General features: G+C 66.9%; 12 protein-coding genes. 10 read left to right on the top strand and 2 right to left on the bottom strand.

The features are described 5' to 3' along the window. Positions 1-60 precede the first annotated feature (60 nt). From V5F77_RS04880 to V5F77_RS04870, 3 genes are all read left to right on the top strand, one after another. Positions 61-2,046, top strand: a complete 1,986-nt coding sequence (locus V5F77_RS04880; protein WP_429004204.1) for an autotransporter family protein — start codon at positions 61-63, stop codon at positions 2,044-2,046. Positions 2,047-2,188: 142 nt separating this feature from the next. Further along, positions 2,189-3,085 carry a dienelactone hydrolase family protein gene (locus V5F77_RS04875; protein WP_429004203.1) on the top strand — a complete coding sequence of 299 codons (897 nt, stop codon included), beginning with the start codon at positions 2,189-2,191 and terminating at the stop codon, positions 3,083-3,085. 73 nt (positions 3,086-3,158) lie between these two features. After that, entirely contained in the window at positions 3,159-3,431 is a 273-nt protein-coding gene (locus tag V5F77_RS04870) for a hypothetical protein (protein WP_429004202.1), read from the top strand. 63 nt (positions 3,432-3,494) lie between these two features. Here the strand turns inward: V5F77_RS04870 and V5F77_RS04865 are convergent, their stop codons facing one another. After that, on the bottom strand, positions 3,495-4,349 hold the full coding sequence (locus V5F77_RS04865) for an alpha/beta hydrolase (RefSeq protein WP_429004201.1): 855 nt from the start codon (positions 4,347-4,349) through the stop codon (positions 3,495-3,497). Between V5F77_RS04865 and V5F77_RS04860 the strand changes: the two genes are divergently transcribed. Next, positions 4,348-4,689: a hypothetical protein gene (locus V5F77_RS04860; RefSeq protein ID WP_429004200.1), complete on the top strand. Its 342-nt coding sequence runs from the start codon at positions 4,348-4,350 to the stop codon at positions 4,687-4,689. The genes V5F77_RS04865 and V5F77_RS04860 overlap by 2 nt on opposite strands. Before the next feature lie 317 nt (positions 4,690-5,006). Here V5F77_RS04860 and V5F77_RS04855 read toward each other — a convergent pair whose 3' ends face one another. Beyond that, positions 5,007-6,134: an aminomethyltransferase family protein gene (locus tag V5F77_RS04855; RefSeq protein WP_429004199.1), complete on the bottom strand. Its 1,128-nt coding sequence runs from the start codon at positions 6,132-6,134 to the stop codon at positions 5,007-5,009. Between the two features lie 314 nt (positions 6,135-6,448). Here V5F77_RS04855 and V5F77_RS04850 point away from each other — a divergent pair, with 314 nt between their 5' ends. The 6 genes from V5F77_RS04850 (at position 6,449) to V5F77_RS04825 (ending at position 13,822) form a co-directional block, all read left to right on the top strand. Continuing rightward, positions 6,449-7,852, top strand: coding sequence for an acyl-CoA dehydrogenase family protein (locus V5F77_RS04850; protein ID WP_429004198.1), 1,404 nt, complete (start codon positions 6,449-6,451; stop codon positions 7,850-7,852). 155 nt (positions 7,853-8,007) lie between these two features. After that, positions 8,008-8,511, top strand: coding sequence for a flavin reductase family protein (locus V5F77_RS04845; RefSeq protein WP_429004197.1), 504 nt, complete (start codon positions 8,008-8,010; stop codon positions 8,509-8,511). A gap of 5 nt (positions 8,512-8,516) precedes the next feature. Then, positions 8,517-10,832, top strand: coding sequence for a DUF1989 domain-containing protein (locus V5F77_RS04840; RefSeq protein WP_429004196.1), 2,316 nt, complete (start codon positions 8,517-8,519; stop codon positions 10,830-10,832). Positions 10,833-11,049: 217 nt separating this feature from the next. Continuing rightward, positions 11,050-11,637 (top strand): dimethylamine monooxygenase subunit DmmA family protein, encoded by a 588-nt coding sequence (locus tag V5F77_RS04835; RefSeq protein WP_429004195.1) that lies wholly within the window; start codon positions 11,050-11,052, stop codon positions 11,635-11,637. Then, complete coding sequence (locus V5F77_RS04830; RefSeq protein WP_429004194.1) at positions 11,634-12,590, top strand: PDR/VanB family oxidoreductase; 957 nt, start codon at positions 11,634-11,636, stop codon at positions 12,588-12,590. The genes V5F77_RS04835 and V5F77_RS04830 overlap by 4 nt, the downstream gene beginning before the upstream one ends. A 176-nt stretch (positions 12,591-12,766) precedes the next feature. Next, positions 12,767-13,822: a heme-dependent oxidative N-demethylase family protein gene (locus V5F77_RS04825; RefSeq protein WP_429004193.1), complete on the top strand. Its 1,056-nt coding sequence runs from the start codon at positions 12,767-12,769 to the stop codon at positions 13,820-13,822. Positions 13,823-13,861 lie beyond the last annotated feature (39 nt).

Here is a 13,861-nt window from a genome sequence, read left to right as displayed (position 1 = left end):
GGGGTTTTGGCCTTAAGGAATTCGGCCTTAAAGGCTTGGACCGCAAGAGCTTGCGCCGCGATGGGCGGGCTTCTCGGCGTTCTGCTTTGCGGCGGGCCGGCGCTGGCGCAGAGCAGCGCGTGGGATGCCGCCATCTCCAATTCCAATTGGTATGTGGGCGTGCCGAACCTCTTGGCCTATGCCGCGCCCAGCACCAGCTTCGCCAATCCCGTCCCCATCGGCGACCAGACCCTGTGGACGCTCGGCCCCTCCACCAACGGCGTGTTCGCCGGCACCAGCAGCGCCCAGCTTGCCATCGGCCCGCTGCTCACCTCCTCGGACTCCAACATCCAGGGGCGGGTGACGCCGGACGGCGCCATCACCATGGTGTTCACCCCCACCACCGGCGGCACCAGCACCATCGGCCTCGGGCAGATGCGCACGCGCGGCGGCGTCACCGAGATGGAAATGCAGATGATCACCGGCTCCAGCCTGCTGGTCTCCCATTGGGCCTATATGCTGCCGTACGATCCCGCGACCTTCACCCCGCCGCCTCCGGCGCCGGTGCCCACCAATGCCTCGCCCCAATGGGCCTGGACCGCCGGCACCCCCTGGCGGGTGGTGAGCCCCGGCCTGTTCGGCTCCGCGGCGCCGGGCACCTTCATCATCACCACTTACAAGAACGGCTATTTCTGGGGGCAGGGGGTGGGCCCCGATGGCGCGGCGAGCGGCTTCACCGTGCTCGGCTCCATCACCCCCGAAGGCAAGGTGCTCTACAACGTCATCTCCAATGCCCAGCTTTATAGCCTCTACGGCACCATCGCGGGCGATGCCTCCACCGCGCAGATGCTGCTCGGCGCCTATGATGCGCTCGGCACGTTCGACGGCGACCTGACCTATCTCCAGGTGGTGCGCCCCTATGGCGAGACCGCCGCCGCCCTGGGCAACCGCTCCGCCCTCGGTGCCGCCGCTACCCTCTATGCCATCGCCGGCACCGAGGCCGGCCTCACCGGCGCGTTCGCCCCCGCAACCGGCGTGCTGAATGCGCTCTCCGGCTCCGCGCTCTCCGCTGCGCTGGGCCAGACCGTGCCGGTTCTGGCGGGCGAGGGGACGCAGGCGACCGCCAATTCCCAGCGCCTGTTGCAGCAGGTGGTGCTGGATCGCCTCGCCGCCGTGCGCGCCGGCGATGCCGGCTCCGCGCCGGGCGCGCCGATGCAGAATGCGCCGATGCAGAACACGTCGCAAAATGCCTGGATGCGGCCGCTCGGCGTTGCGCTCGGCCAATCCGCCCGCGACGGCGCGCCGGGCTCCAGCGCCACGGGGGGCGGGTTCATCGCCGGGCTCGATCAGGCGGTCTCGCCCGCGCTCATTCTCGGCGGCTTCTTCGCCTACACCTATACCGGCATCGACGGGACCACCGCCGCCATCCCCGGCAGCCTCGACGTTTCCAGCTATCTGCTCGGCATCTACGGCGCCGCCGCGCTCGCACCCGGCCTGGAGATGGACGTGCGGCTCGATCTCGGCCTCAACCGCAATGCGGCGAGCCGCACCCTCTCCTTCTTCAACGCGCGCGCCACGGCCGCCTATGACGGCACCTCGGGCCATGCCGGCATCGGCCTGAAATATGCCGTGCCGCTGGGCGAGCGCCTCACGCTCACGCCCTCGGTGCGGCTGGATTATCTGCAGATCGACACCGATGCCTATCGCGAGAGCGGGGCGGGGGCGCTCAATCTTGCGGTGAAGTCCCAGCTCTACCGGGAAATGTTCGTCACCTCCGACCTCAAGGCCGACTACCGGATCGCCGACGGGGTGCGGGTGAGCGTGCATGGCGGGGTCGGCTACAACACCTATGGCGACCCCGGCGCCCTCGTCGCCAGCTTCCAGGGCGGCGGCGCGGCGTTCGCCACATCGGGCATCGACGCTTCCCCCTGGCTGTTCTCCGCCGGCGCCGCTCTGGTGGGATTCGAGGGCGCGCGATGGAGCTTCGGCGCCCATTACGACCTCCAGGCCAGCCCCTCGGGCTATCTGGGCCAGATGGCGGCGCTTTCCCTGCGGCTGAAGATCTGAGCGCTGGCGCGGGCCGGCGGGGGCGATCACGCGCAGGTGTTCGCGGCCGCGGTCCCGCAATACCCCTGTGCCCTACTTCTCGCCCGCGTCCCGTGGCACAGGACGGGGCCGCTCAGCCTGCGGCCAGCACACGGAGATCGCCATGGACACATCCCCCATCGCGCCTGCCGCCGATCCCGCCCTCGACGGGCTTCAAGGATTGGTGCGCGACCCCTTTTCCCGGCGCGGCTTCGTCATGACCGGCCTGATCGCCGGCATCACCCTCGCCACCACCTCGGTGGAGGCGCAGGCGATCCACACCGATTCCGCCGGCCTGGTGGCGGGCGAGGTGAAGATCCCCACCGCCGACGGCGCCATGCCCGGCTATCGCGCCATGCCGCAGGGCAACGGCCCGTTCCCCCTGGTGCTGGTGGTGGAGGAGATTTTCGGCGTCCACGAATATATCAAGGACATCTGCCGCCGCCTCGCCAAGCAGGGCTATTGCGCCGTCGCGCCGGAGCTTTACGCCCGCCAGGGCGATCTCACGGGCATGACCGACATCCAGCAGATCGTGCGCGACATCATCTCCAAGAAGCCCGACGCCGAGCTGCTTTCCGACCTCGACGCCACGGTGGCCTGGGCGGTGAAGAGTTCACATGGCGACGAAAACCGCCTCGCCGTCACCGGCTTCTGCCGGGGCGGGCGCGCGGTGTGGCTCTATGCGGCGCACAATCCCAAGCTGAAGGCCGCCGTCGCCTGGTACGGCCCGCTCGGCGGCGCACGCACCGACATCCAGCCCAAGACCGCCGCCGACGTCGCCGCCGACCTCAAGGCCCCCGTGCTCGGCCTCTATGGCGGCGCCGACACCGGCATCCCGGTCGCCGACGTGGAGAAGCAGCGCGACACGGCGCGGGCCGCCGGCAAGAGCGTGGAGATCGTGGTCTATCCCGACACGCCCCACGCCTTCCATGCGGACTATCGTCCGAGCTATCGTCGCGAGCCGGCCGAGGACGGCTGGCGGCGCATGCTCGCCTGGTTCAAGCAATACGGCGTCGGCTGAGCCTGGGGCCGCACGCGCGGACGCGAGGGGCGGGCGGATGCGCCCGCGCCACGCTCTTTCGGGGGAGCTTATCATGCAGCGCCGTTCACAGATCACCAGCGCGCCCGCCGCCGTCCCCGCCGCCGCGTCGGGCGCCCTTGCCAGCGGTGTACTTGCCGGCGGCGCGTTCGCATTGGGCGCGTTCGCGGTGGGTGCGCTGGCGGTGGGGGCCTTGGCGATCGGCGCGCTGGCGATCGGCCGGCTGGCCATCCGGCGCGGCCGCATCCGCACGCTCACCATCGATGAGCTGACGGTGAACAAGCTCACCGTGACCACGCTGAACATCCAGCCGCCGCCCGGCGCGTGACGCGACCCGGACCGAGGCGGGTATCTGCGTCCTAACGGAGCCCGTCTTCCGGGGGCCCGCGCCTCAGGGCGCGGGTGCGACGGGCGCCGCGGGCGTGGCGACCGTGCCGGGCAGGATGCCGACGTTCCGGTTGATGCCTGATATCTGGATGCCGTCCAGTTCGATGGTGCTGGGCATGTCGCCGACGGTGGCGGCCCGGGCTGCGATCTGGCCGCGCAGGGCCGGGGCGAGTTCGGCAAGCTGAGCGAACTTGCCGTGGTTCATGGGGTCGAGGGCCTTCACATTGGTCATGTCCACCACCACGGCGCCCAAGGCCACCAGTTCCGCGTCATTGGTGTAATTGCCGAGCCGCACCTTGCCGCCGGCCAGGAAATCCGAGAAGCCGAGCGCCTTGTCGTCGCGCGAGACGATGACGATGAACGGCTTCTCCGGCTTGCCGAAGCGCTTGAGCTGGGATTTGAACACGTCCACGTCGATATCGGGCGCGGCGAGGATGATGTTGCCGATGCGGTTGGGCGGAATGCCCTTGCCGGCGATCTTCATCTGCCGCAGCGCCTCCACGGTCACCCAATTGCCCATGGAATGGGCCATGATGGTGATCTTCTCGGCCTTGCTGGAGGCGACGAGGCTCAGCGTATTTTCGAGATTGTCGCGGGCGGCGGTGGCGCTGTTGTTGTCGTAGACATAATCCTCGGTCTTGCCGCGCGAGGCCCAGGAGAACAGCACCGGCACGCCGGGCACGTCGGAATCATGGTCCATCTGGGTGAGGCGATACAGCGCCTCGGAGAACATGGTGTTGTAGCCATGCACGAACACCAGCACGTTCTTGTGGCCTGCAGGGAGGGCGGCCAGCTGGGTGTTGAGGTCGCGCACGAAGTCCTGATCGGTGTCGCGATAGACCGCAGCGTGCACGACCATGTCGGTCGCGGGGATTGCCGGGCGCCTGTTTCGGCCATTCGATGCCGCCGGGCTTATGCGAGGGCGGTACGGTGAGCGTCACGGTCGCAAAGTCGAGCCCGTTCCCGCGCTCGCCGCTGAACAGGGTTCCGGGGCGCGGGTCGCGGGCGCGGGTGGTCGCGACCAGAATGGTGTGGGGCTTTGCGCCCTGCGCCTCGGCGAGGTTCGGCGTCAGCACGTCGGCGCCGGGCCGATCCGCGCAGCCGGCGAGCAGGGTCGTCGCAGCCAGGAAGAGGGCGATGAGGGGCAGGGCGGCACGGGGGGTGGCAACAAGGGGCGTCGCGCGGCGCGCGTCGCATGAAATCTGCTTGAATGTGAAAATCACGTACCGTCCTGCCCCGATCCAAGGTCGTCCCGCACTGTCATCATAGCAGAAGCCTTCGCCGCACGGCCATTGGCACTTCTTAGCCGCATAGAGATGCTTAATGCAGGGGGGAGATGGGTGGCGTTTGCGCGCTTTCCCCCTCACCCCGGCCCTCTCCCCGTGGGGGAGAGGGGGAGCCGTTGTGGGCTTGAGAACGGGGACTCTGGACCGGGCCATGACTCACCTCTCCCCGTGGGGGAGAGGTCGGCCGCGGAGCGGGCGGGTGAGGGGGGCGACCGCGCCGGCCGCGAGGCTCAGCCGCGCTCGGCGAGCGGGTGGGTGCGCAGGCGCATGGGATCGTAGAACGGCGTGCGCACCACGTTGGCCTCATAACTCTTGCCATCGTCCACCACGGTGACGGCGGTGCCGAGCGCGGTGAGCGTGGGCAAGAGCGAGACCAGCGCCAGCGACTTCATGAGGTGCTGGCTGAACACGGTGGAATTCACCGTGCCCACTTCCTGCCCGTCCTTGAAGATCTTGGCGCCTGGCGTGATGGCGGCAAAATGCTGCACTTCGAGCCCCGCCTGGTGGCTGCGCTCGGTGCCCTTGCGGGCGATCAGGGCCGCCTTGCCGCGAAAATCCGGCTTGGAGAGGTCCACCGTCCAGTCCATCAGCACTTCCCAGGGGGTGGTGTCCTTGTGGGGCATGTCGAACGGGAAGAACAGCAGGGCGGCTTCGACGCGGCCGATATCCAGGCAATCCCACGACACCGGCATGATGCCGTAGGGCTTGCCGGCCTCCAGGATCTTGTCCCACACCTCGACCGCGTCCTTGGCCTTGACGAACACCTCATAGCCGCGCTCGCCGGAATAGCCGCCGCGGGCGATGGACACCTCGATGCCGTAGAGGGTGGTGGGCGCATGGCCGAAATAGGGGATGGAGGCCATGTCCAGCGGGGTGTCGGGATCGAGGATCTCCAGCGCCTTCGGCCCCTGCAGCGAGAGGATGTGCACGTCGTCGTCGCGCGCGAAGGTGACGTCGAGGCCCTCGGTCAGCAGGGGCAGCACCTCCTCGGTGGCGCCGCCGCCGTGGGAGAGGCGATAGCTGGTGGGGCTGTCGCAATAGATCAGCACGTCGTCGATCAACCCGCCGTCCTCTCCGACCATGGAAGAGATCATGGAGCGGCCCGGCGCGATCTTTGCAACATCCGACGTGACGAGACGGTTGAGGAAGGCAGTGGCGTCGGGACCTGAGACAGCGACGATCTTCAGCGCCGAAACGTCGATCAGGCCGGCGCGGTTGCGCACCGCCTCGGTCTCCTCATAGGGGTCGGTGGCGTAATGCTGGGGAAGAGCGGTGTCGTTCCAGGATTCCTCCAGCTTCGACCCGAGCGCGCGATGGCGTTCGTTGAGGATCGACTGGCGCAATGGGATGGGGCTCATTCTTGGTGTCCCTCGGGGCTCTGCAAGGCGGGGCCATCCTTGAGCGATAGGCATTTTCTGTCAATTACTTTTCCTGAGAAGAAATCTTTTGGATAATGTGCCCGTAAAATAGGCTTCTCAAAATATCCAAGCCTTTGCTTTTGCGCGATATGCCTATTTTGAAAGCAATTACGTGCCTGCTTTTGGTTCTTGCGTCCGACCGTGCATTTGGCAATCTGTTTCTGCGGCGGCAAAAAAGTTCACTGAGGGGAACAGGCGCGCCGTGCACATTCACCGCCCGCGTGCTGAGGCGCCGGGCGTTCGGAGCAAGCGTCATGTCGCACGTCAAAATGTGGGGCCAGGAAGAATTCTGGGGCCTCGGGTTCGAATGGGACCCGCAATGGCTCCTCACCCCCGCTCAGAAGGAGTTGCAGGGCAAGCTCATCGCCTTGTGCGAGACCACGCTGCGCGCCAACGCCATCGAGAGCGACGCCCAATACATCTATCCCCGCAAGAATTTCGAGGCGCTCGCGACCCTCGGCCTGCTTTCGCTCACCGTGCCGAAGGATCTCGGCGGCCTCGGTGAAAGCCATGTCTGCGCCGCCATGGTGGTGGAAACCATCGCCCGCTACGGCTGCCCCTCCACCGCCATGTGCTACACCATGCATCTCGGCGCCGTGGCCGCGGCCCTGCTGCGCTATCACGAGAATGCCCGCCTGACCGACATTCTCAAGCGGCTCGACGCCGACGTGCTGATCGGCACGCTCTCCTATTCCGATCCCGAGACCGGCTCGCACTTCTGGTATCCCATCTCCTCCAAGGCGGAAGCCTATGGCGAGGGCTGGAAGATCACCAAGAAGGCCTCCTGGACCACCTCCGGCGGCTTTGCCGACTGGTACATCCTCCAGACCACCAGCCCCGGCTTCTCCGGCGATTATTCCGATCTCTCCTGCTTCCTGGTGCTCAAGGACGACGTGAAGTCCAATCCGTCCGAATGGGACGGCCTCGGCCTGCGCGGCAACCAGTCCGGCCCGATCCAGGTGGAAGGCGTGGTGATCCCCAAGGATGCCATGGTCGGCCCCATCGGCGACGGCGCGAAATCCAATGACGAGGTGGTGGACCCGTTCTTCCTCACCTGCTCCTCCGCCTGCTGGAACGGCATCTCGCTCGCGGTCATCGACATCGCCAAGCGCCACACCACCCGCAAGACCCACAATGACGTGGGCATGCGCGTCGCCGACTATCCGACCATCCAGGATTATGTCGGCGAGGCGATCATGGACACCAACACCTGCCGCGCCTTCGTCTTCCAGATGGCCCAGGCGCTCGACAGCGTGACCAACAATTGCGACTGGTCGATCCACAAGGACCTCGACGTGCTGCCGCGCTCGGCGCTGCTGCATTGGCTCTGGCAGGTGAAGTTCGAGGCCGCCAAGAACGTCACCCATGTCACCGACAAGATGCTGCACGCCTGCGGCGGCACGGGCTATCGCCCGGCGCTGCAGATCGAGCGCTATCTGCGCGACGGCAAGGCCGGCTGGGTGATGGGGCCGACCAACGAAGTGCTGCGCCAGTTCGTCGGCAAGGCCTCGCTGCTGGGCTTCGAGAGCCTCGATTACTGGAACAAGTCCATCAACCAGCGCATGCTCAACAACGAAGTGAAGAAGATGGACGACGCGCAGAAGCGCGCCTTCGCCGAGAAGCTCCTCGCCGAGCTTCAGCCGGCCAAGGTGGCGTGAACCGCGCCGCCATGCAGCCGGACGCGGGACGCCGCGGCACGGATGCGCACCGGGGGGGACAAGGCTTGTCCCCCCTGCCGGCTTCCGTCACCCTCGCCGCTTCGGGCGTTCCGCACGGCATCGGCGGACGCGGGAGCGAGGAGCGCCTTCACGTCATGACCCAAATCGATCTCGACGCCCGCTTCGATCCGCGCGAACTGCGCAACGTGCTCGGCCGGTTCGCCACCGGCATCGCCGTGGTGCTGGGCCGCGACGCGGAAGGGCCGCTCGGCGTGACGGTGAATTCCTTCTCCTCGGTCTCCCTCGACCCGCCGCTGATCCTGTTCTCCATGGCCCGCTCGCTGCATTCGCTGGCGCGGCTGGAAGCTTTGGATTTCTTCACCGTCAACGTGCTGCTGGAGGGGCAGGAGGAATTGTCCAACCGGTTCGCGCGCGGCGGTCCCGACAAGTTCGCCAATCTCGAACTCCACGAGGGCCATTCGGGCGCGCCGCTGCTGCGCCCGGCCCATGCGTCCTTCGAATGCGCCGCCTACGCCCATTATGACGGCGGCGACCATGAGATTTTCGTTGGCCGGGTGGTGCATTTCCATGCCGAGGGCGAGGGCGCACCGCTCATCTATTACCGCGGGCGCTATCGCTCGCTCACCGATCCGGACTGAAACTCATGGATGCCATCACCGCGCCTCCCCTGACGTCCGGCTCTCCCCCAACGCCCCGCGCGCCGGCCGAGCGCGGCGTGGTGCGCGGCGGCGGCTGCGCCGCCTTTGTCCTGCAGGCGGGCGATGAAATCCGCATCACCGATCCCGAGGGCTTTCAGGCCGCCGACATCTTCGCCTTCGACGCTTCGGGCCTTGCGGCAGTGCAGGCCTTGGGCCTCGATGCGGCCCCGCTCGGCGCGCCGCTCGCCGCGCGGTTGAACGGGGAAGGCGGCGCGGACGTGGCGCGCCTCTTCGCGACGCGCGGCATCGATCCCGCCGCCTTAGCCCGCACCGTGCTCGGGGATGACGCGCCCGGTGGGCGCGTGAGCCTGACCGCGCTGCGCGACCTGTTGGTGATCGTTGCCGCCGGCGGTCCGCTGATGGCGCCGGACGAGCAGACGCCCCCGACGGACCTGAAGGTGGAGATTACCCGCATCGCCGGCTCCCTGCCGGACCTGCCGCCGCCGCTGGGCGAAATGGTGCTGGACCTGCGCATTCCCGCGGCCCGCGCCAAGGCGTACCGCGTGAAGGCCGGCGACTATATCCAGATCATCGACGTGGAAGGCCGGCAATGCTCCGACTTCCTCGCCTTCGACGCCAAGGCGCTGGACGAGGAGGGGCTGGAATACGGCCTCGATTCCACCACCACCCGCACGCTGATGGGCTCGGCCTATCCCGGCCCCGGCTTGCATTCGAAATATTTCGACGAGCGCCAGATGCCGCTCATTGAGGTGGTGCGCGACACGGTGGGGCGGCATGACACGTTCGCGCTTGCCTGCTCGGCCAAATATTACGAAGACATGGGCTATCCGGGCCACGACAATTGCTCGGACAATTTCAACATGGTGCTGAGGCCGTATGGCATCAAGGAGAAGCGCGGCTGGCCGGCGATCAATTTCTTCTTCAATACCTGCGTCGAAAGCTCCAACGCGCTGACCATGGACGAGCCATGGTCGCGCCCCGGCGATTATGTGCTGCTGCGCGCCATGACGGATCTTCTGTGCGCCTCCTCCTCGTGCGCCGACGACATCGATTCCGCCAATGCCTGGCACCCCACCGACATCCATGTCCGCGTCTATGACGGCGGCACCCCCATCTCCAAGGGAACAGCGTTCCGCATGAACCCAGAAGCCGAGCCGCGCCTGACGCGGGAGAGCGCCTTTCACCCCCGGATCGCCGAGCAGACCCGCAATTTCGTGGAATATCGCGGCTTCTGGCTGCCCACCTGCTTCACCGGCGCCGGGCCGATCGCGGAATATTGGGCCTGCCGCGAAAAGGCGGCGGTGATGGATCTCTCGCCGCTGCGCAAATTCGAGGTGACCGGCCCGGATGCGGAGCTTCTGCTCCAGCGCACCGTGACGCGCGACATCCGCAAGCTTTCGGTCGGCCAGGTGGTCTATACCGCGCTGTGCTACGAGCACGGCGGCATGATCGACGATGCCACCGTTTTCCGCCTCGGCCCGGCGAATTTCCGCGTGGTGTGCGGCGAGGAATTCACCGGCAAATGGCTGCGCGACAAGGCCGCCGAATGGGGCCTGAAAGCCTGGGTCAAATCCTCCACCGACCAGCTCCACAATATCGCCGTGCAGGGGCCTCTGAGCCGCGAGATCCTCTTGCAGATCATCTGGACCTCGCCGGTGCAGCCCGCGATTGCCGAGCTGAAATGGTTCCGCTTCGCCATCGCCCGCCTCGGCGGACCGCAGGGGCCGGCGCTGATCGTCTCGCGCACCGGCTACACCGGCGAACTCGGTTTCGAGATCTGGTGCCATCCCAAGGATGCAACCGCGCTGTGGGATGCGGTGTGGGCCGCCGGCGCGCCCAAGGGCCTGACGCCCCTCGGCCTCACCGCGCTCGACATGCTGCGCATCGAGGCCGGGCTGGTGTTCGCGGGTTACGACTTCTGCGACCAGACCGACCCGTTCGAGGCCGGCATCGGCTTTGCTGTCGCCACCAAGGACGAGGATTTCGTCGGCCGCGAGGCGCTGTTGCGCCGCAAGGCCAATCCGGCGCGCAAGATGGTGGGGCTGCTCATCGGCTCCAATGACGATGTGGGTCACGGCGATCCCATCTATAGCGGCCGCGCCCAGGTGGGCGTCGTCACCAGTGCCACCAAGTCGCCGATCCTGAAGCAGAACATCGCGCTGGCACGGCTCGATATCGCGGCGGCGGAGGCGGGCGGGCCGATCGAAATCGGCAAGCTGGACGGCCACCAGAAGCGCATTCCCGCTGAGATCGTGCCGTTCCCGCATTTCGATCCGCAGAAGACGCGGGTGCGGGCATAGCGGCGCGAGGCGTTGGGCCGGCCTGCCCCCTCACCCGTCCGCTGCGCGGCCGACCTCTCCCCGTGGGGGAGAGGTGAGGGGCGGAACGGCTTTTCCAGGTGCGAGGTGATGCGGGCTGGACAGTCCAAAACCCCCTCTCCCCGCCGGGGAGAGGGTTGGGGTGAGGGGCGGCGCGGACGCTCGGCCTCAGAATTTTTGACCTGAAGCGGAAGGCATCATGAGCGATCAAGGCATCAAGAGCCGGCCCAAATATGCGCCGCTGGAGCTGGATCCGGCGGGCCGGCATCATCTGCTAGTGGTGGAAGGCCCGACGCTGCCGGCGGACGTTTTGGCGGAGGGGTTCGAGCCGGCTGCGTTCGAGACCTGGACCGTGGTGAACCGCAGCGCTCTGCTGCCCGTCTCCGTGGTGGATGCGCAGGGCGAGAGCGTGCGGCCGTTCCGCGCCAACGGCCATCTGTTCTCCGCTTTGGAAGAGCGTCTCGCGCGCGAGACCATGGGCCTGCGCCTCTACGCCACCGGCTCAGAGCCGTTCCTGTGGGACGTGTTCCGCATCGCCGATAAGGCCGGCATGAGCCGCCAGGAAATCCGCCTCGCCCATACCGGCAGCATGGCCCGGCGCGTGTTCTGCGTGCATTGCCGCACCTATGGGGAAGGGGTCACCACCTCCATCTTCACTTGCGGTGGCTGCGGCGCGAACCTGTTCGTGCGCGATCATTTCTCCCGCCGGCACGCCGCCTATATGGGCGTGCAGGTGGACGCCGAGGCGCCCGGCGATGTTCCAGATGCGGAGGAGCTTTACGCATGATCGCCTCAGGTCCGATCCCGGTCCGCATCCACGAGATCGAGCAGCTTTCGCCCACCCTGAAGCGCTTCGCCTTCGCGCCCCTGCACGGCGGGGCGCTGCCGACCCCATCGGCCGGCGCCCATGTGATGGTCACCCTGCGCCACGAGGGGCGGGTGATGAAGAATGCCTATTCCCTGGTTTCCCCGCCCGAGAGCCGGGAGCGCTATGAAATCATCGTGCGCCACGTGGCCCAGTCGCGCGGCGGCTCGCGGTTTCTGCACCAAAGCGTGGCGCGCGGCGATGTGATCGAGATCGGGGTTCCGGGCAATCTGTTTCCGCTCGCGTCCAAGGCCAGGAAGCATCTGCTGATTTCCGGCGGTATCGGCATCACGCCGCTCTTGTCCTATGCGCCGGCCCTCAAGGCGCGCGGCGCGCGGTTCGAGCTGCACCAGCTCTGTACGGCGGACGAGGCGCCGGTGTTCGAAAAGCTGCTGGCGCCCCACGCGGCGGGAGAGGACATCTTCATCCACGGCAACGGGCGCGCGGCGTTCGATCTCGCCGGCATTCTCGCGCGCCAGCCGCTCGGCACCCATGTCTATACGTGTGGCCCGCGCGCGCTGATGGATGCGGTGATAACGAGCGCGGTGGCGCTCGGCTGGCCTTCGGGCAAAATCCACCGCGAGAGCTTCGGCGATGCCTCGGGCGGCCTGCCGTTCAAGGCGGTGCTGGCGAAATCCGGCATCGAGGTGCAGGTCGGCGACAACCAGACCCTGCTGGAAGCGCTGGAGGCGCAGGGCATCGCGGCGCCGTGTCTGTGCCGGGGTGGGGCGTGCGGGGAATGCAAGCTCGACGTGCTCGACGGCGAGGTGGAGCATCGCGATGATTTTCTCTCGGCCGAGGAGAAGGCCTCGCAGAAATTCATCATGCCCTGCGTGTCGCGCGCCCGCACCGCGCAGGTGGTGTTGGATTTTTGAAGCGTATCAACGATCCGCTCCCTCTCCCCGAGGGGGAGAGGGTTGGGGTGAGGGGGGCGCCTCTCACGCTGCGCTGATGCTTCGGCGGGGGATGCGGCTTTCCCCCTCCCTGACCTCCCCCGCACGCGGGAGAGGGGATGTTCCCGAGACTTTCTTCGTGACCGGAAGGACTTTTCATGACCCTTCAATTCAAGCCCAACGAGACCTTCCGCCACGACTTCACCTATCGCAATTCCAGCGCGGCCATCCTGCACTTTCCGTTCCCGTTTCCCGAAGACCAATACATGTATTCGGTGAACATCGAGCCGCATGTGAAGGGCGGCGCCAGCCCGGCCTATGATCATGTGTTCGACGTGGACGAGCATTATGTCGCCGAGTGCCGCGAGCGGGCGCAGGTGCTGGCGGAAGATCCCAAGCGCTGCCAGGTGCTGCCGCACATGATGGCGGCCCAGTGGGACACGCTCGAACTCATCATGGAGAATCTGGCCGCCGATTATCCCGCGCATTTCTCCCTCACCAAGGCGGGGGACCTGTGGACCTGGATCAACCGGCCGCTCGGCATCCACCAGAGCTTCACTTTCGGCAAGGCGGAAACCCTGCCGTGCCCGCCGTTCGAATATATCACCCGCCAGGCCCAGGGCGATTTCACGCTGCAGGACCAGCGCGAGGACAATCTCTATGTGGACGGCGGCATGGTCACCACCCAGGCCGATTGGTCGTTCGAATTCGACATCGGCATGAGCTTCCACGAATGGCACGGGCCGGTGCCGCTGGCGCACGAAAAGGGCGTGTTCGATCGCGCGCTGAAATATCTGCTGCGTCTGCAATATGGCCAGCCGGTGCGGCGGCTGAACTGGACCATGACCATCAATCCGCGGCTCGATACCTCGCCGGAGAATTATCCCGTCTGGGGTCCGGACAAGGCCAGCGTGACGCCGGATAACGTGGGGCAGAAGGTGCATCTGCGGGTGGAGTTGCAGACCCTGTTCCGCCTGCCGCGCTCGAATGCCATCCTGTTCGGCATCCGCTGCTATCTCGCGAGCCTGGAGGAGGTGGCGCGTGTGCCCAAATGGGGCAAGCGGCTGCACCGCGTGCTGCGCGACCTGCATCCCGATATTGAGGCCTACAAGGGCCTGCCGCGCTTCCGGCAGATGGCCATCGACTATCTCGCCCCGCTCGACGACGGCGCCGAGCTCAGCAAGGGCATCCAGAGCGAACTAACCCGCCTGTGAGAGGCCGGACGCCGGGCGGAGCGTGAGGCCGCCCGGCTT

This window comes from Roseixanthobacter psychrophilus (assembly GCF_043195195.1).
Classification (GTDB): domain Bacteria; phylum Pseudomonadota; class Alphaproteobacteria; order Rhizobiales; family Xanthobacteraceae; genus NCEH01.
This window is presented reverse-complemented; position numbering and strand designations above follow the sequence as displayed.

Bases quoted from the DNA above. Each gene is read 5' to 3' on its own strand.
- V5F77_RS04845 (WP_429004197.1), top strand. From the start codon at position 8,008: ATGACCCAAATCGATCTCGACGCCCGCTTCGATCCGCGCGAACTGCGC.
- V5F77_RS04875 (WP_429004203.1), top strand. From the start codon at position 2,189: ATGGACACATCCCCCATCGCGCCTGCCGCCGATCCCGCCCTCGACGGG.
- V5F77_RS04865 (WP_429004201.1), bottom strand. From the start codon at position 4,349: ATGGTCGTGCACGCTGCGGTCTATCGCGACACCGATCAGGACTTCGTG.
- V5F77_RS04860 (WP_429004200.1), top strand. From the start codon at position 4,348: ATGTCGGTCGCGGGGATTGCCGGGCGCCTGTTTCGGCCATTCGATGCC.
- V5F77_RS04870 (WP_429004202.1), top strand. From the start codon at position 3,159: ATGCAGCGCCGTTCACAGATCACCAGCGCGCCCGCCGCCGTCCCCGCC.
- V5F77_RS04855 (WP_429004199.1), bottom strand. From the start codon at position 6,134: ATGAGCCCCATCCCATTGCGCCAGTCGATCCTCAACGAACGCCATCGC.
- V5F77_RS04825 (WP_429004193.1), top strand. From the start codon at position 12,767: ATGACCCTTCAATTCAAGCCCAACGAGACCTTCCGCCACGACTTCACC.
- V5F77_RS04835 (WP_429004195.1), top strand. From the start codon at position 11,050: ATGAGCGATCAAGGCATCAAGAGCCGGCCCAAATATGCGCCGCTGGAG.
- V5F77_RS04830 (WP_429004194.1), top strand. From the start codon at position 11,634: ATGATCGCCTCAGGTCCGATCCCGGTCCGCATCCACGAGATCGAGCAG.
- V5F77_RS04880 (WP_429004204.1), top strand. From the start codon at position 61: ATGGGCGGGCTTCTCGGCGTTCTGCTTTGCGGCGGGCCGGCGCTGGCG.
- V5F77_RS04840 (WP_429004196.1), top strand. From the start codon at position 8,517: ATGGATGCCATCACCGCGCCTCCCCTGACGTCCGGCTCTCCCCCAACG.
- V5F77_RS04850 (WP_429004198.1), top strand. From the start codon at position 6,449: ATGTCGCACGTCAAAATGTGGGGCCAGGAAGAATTCTGGGGCCTCGGG.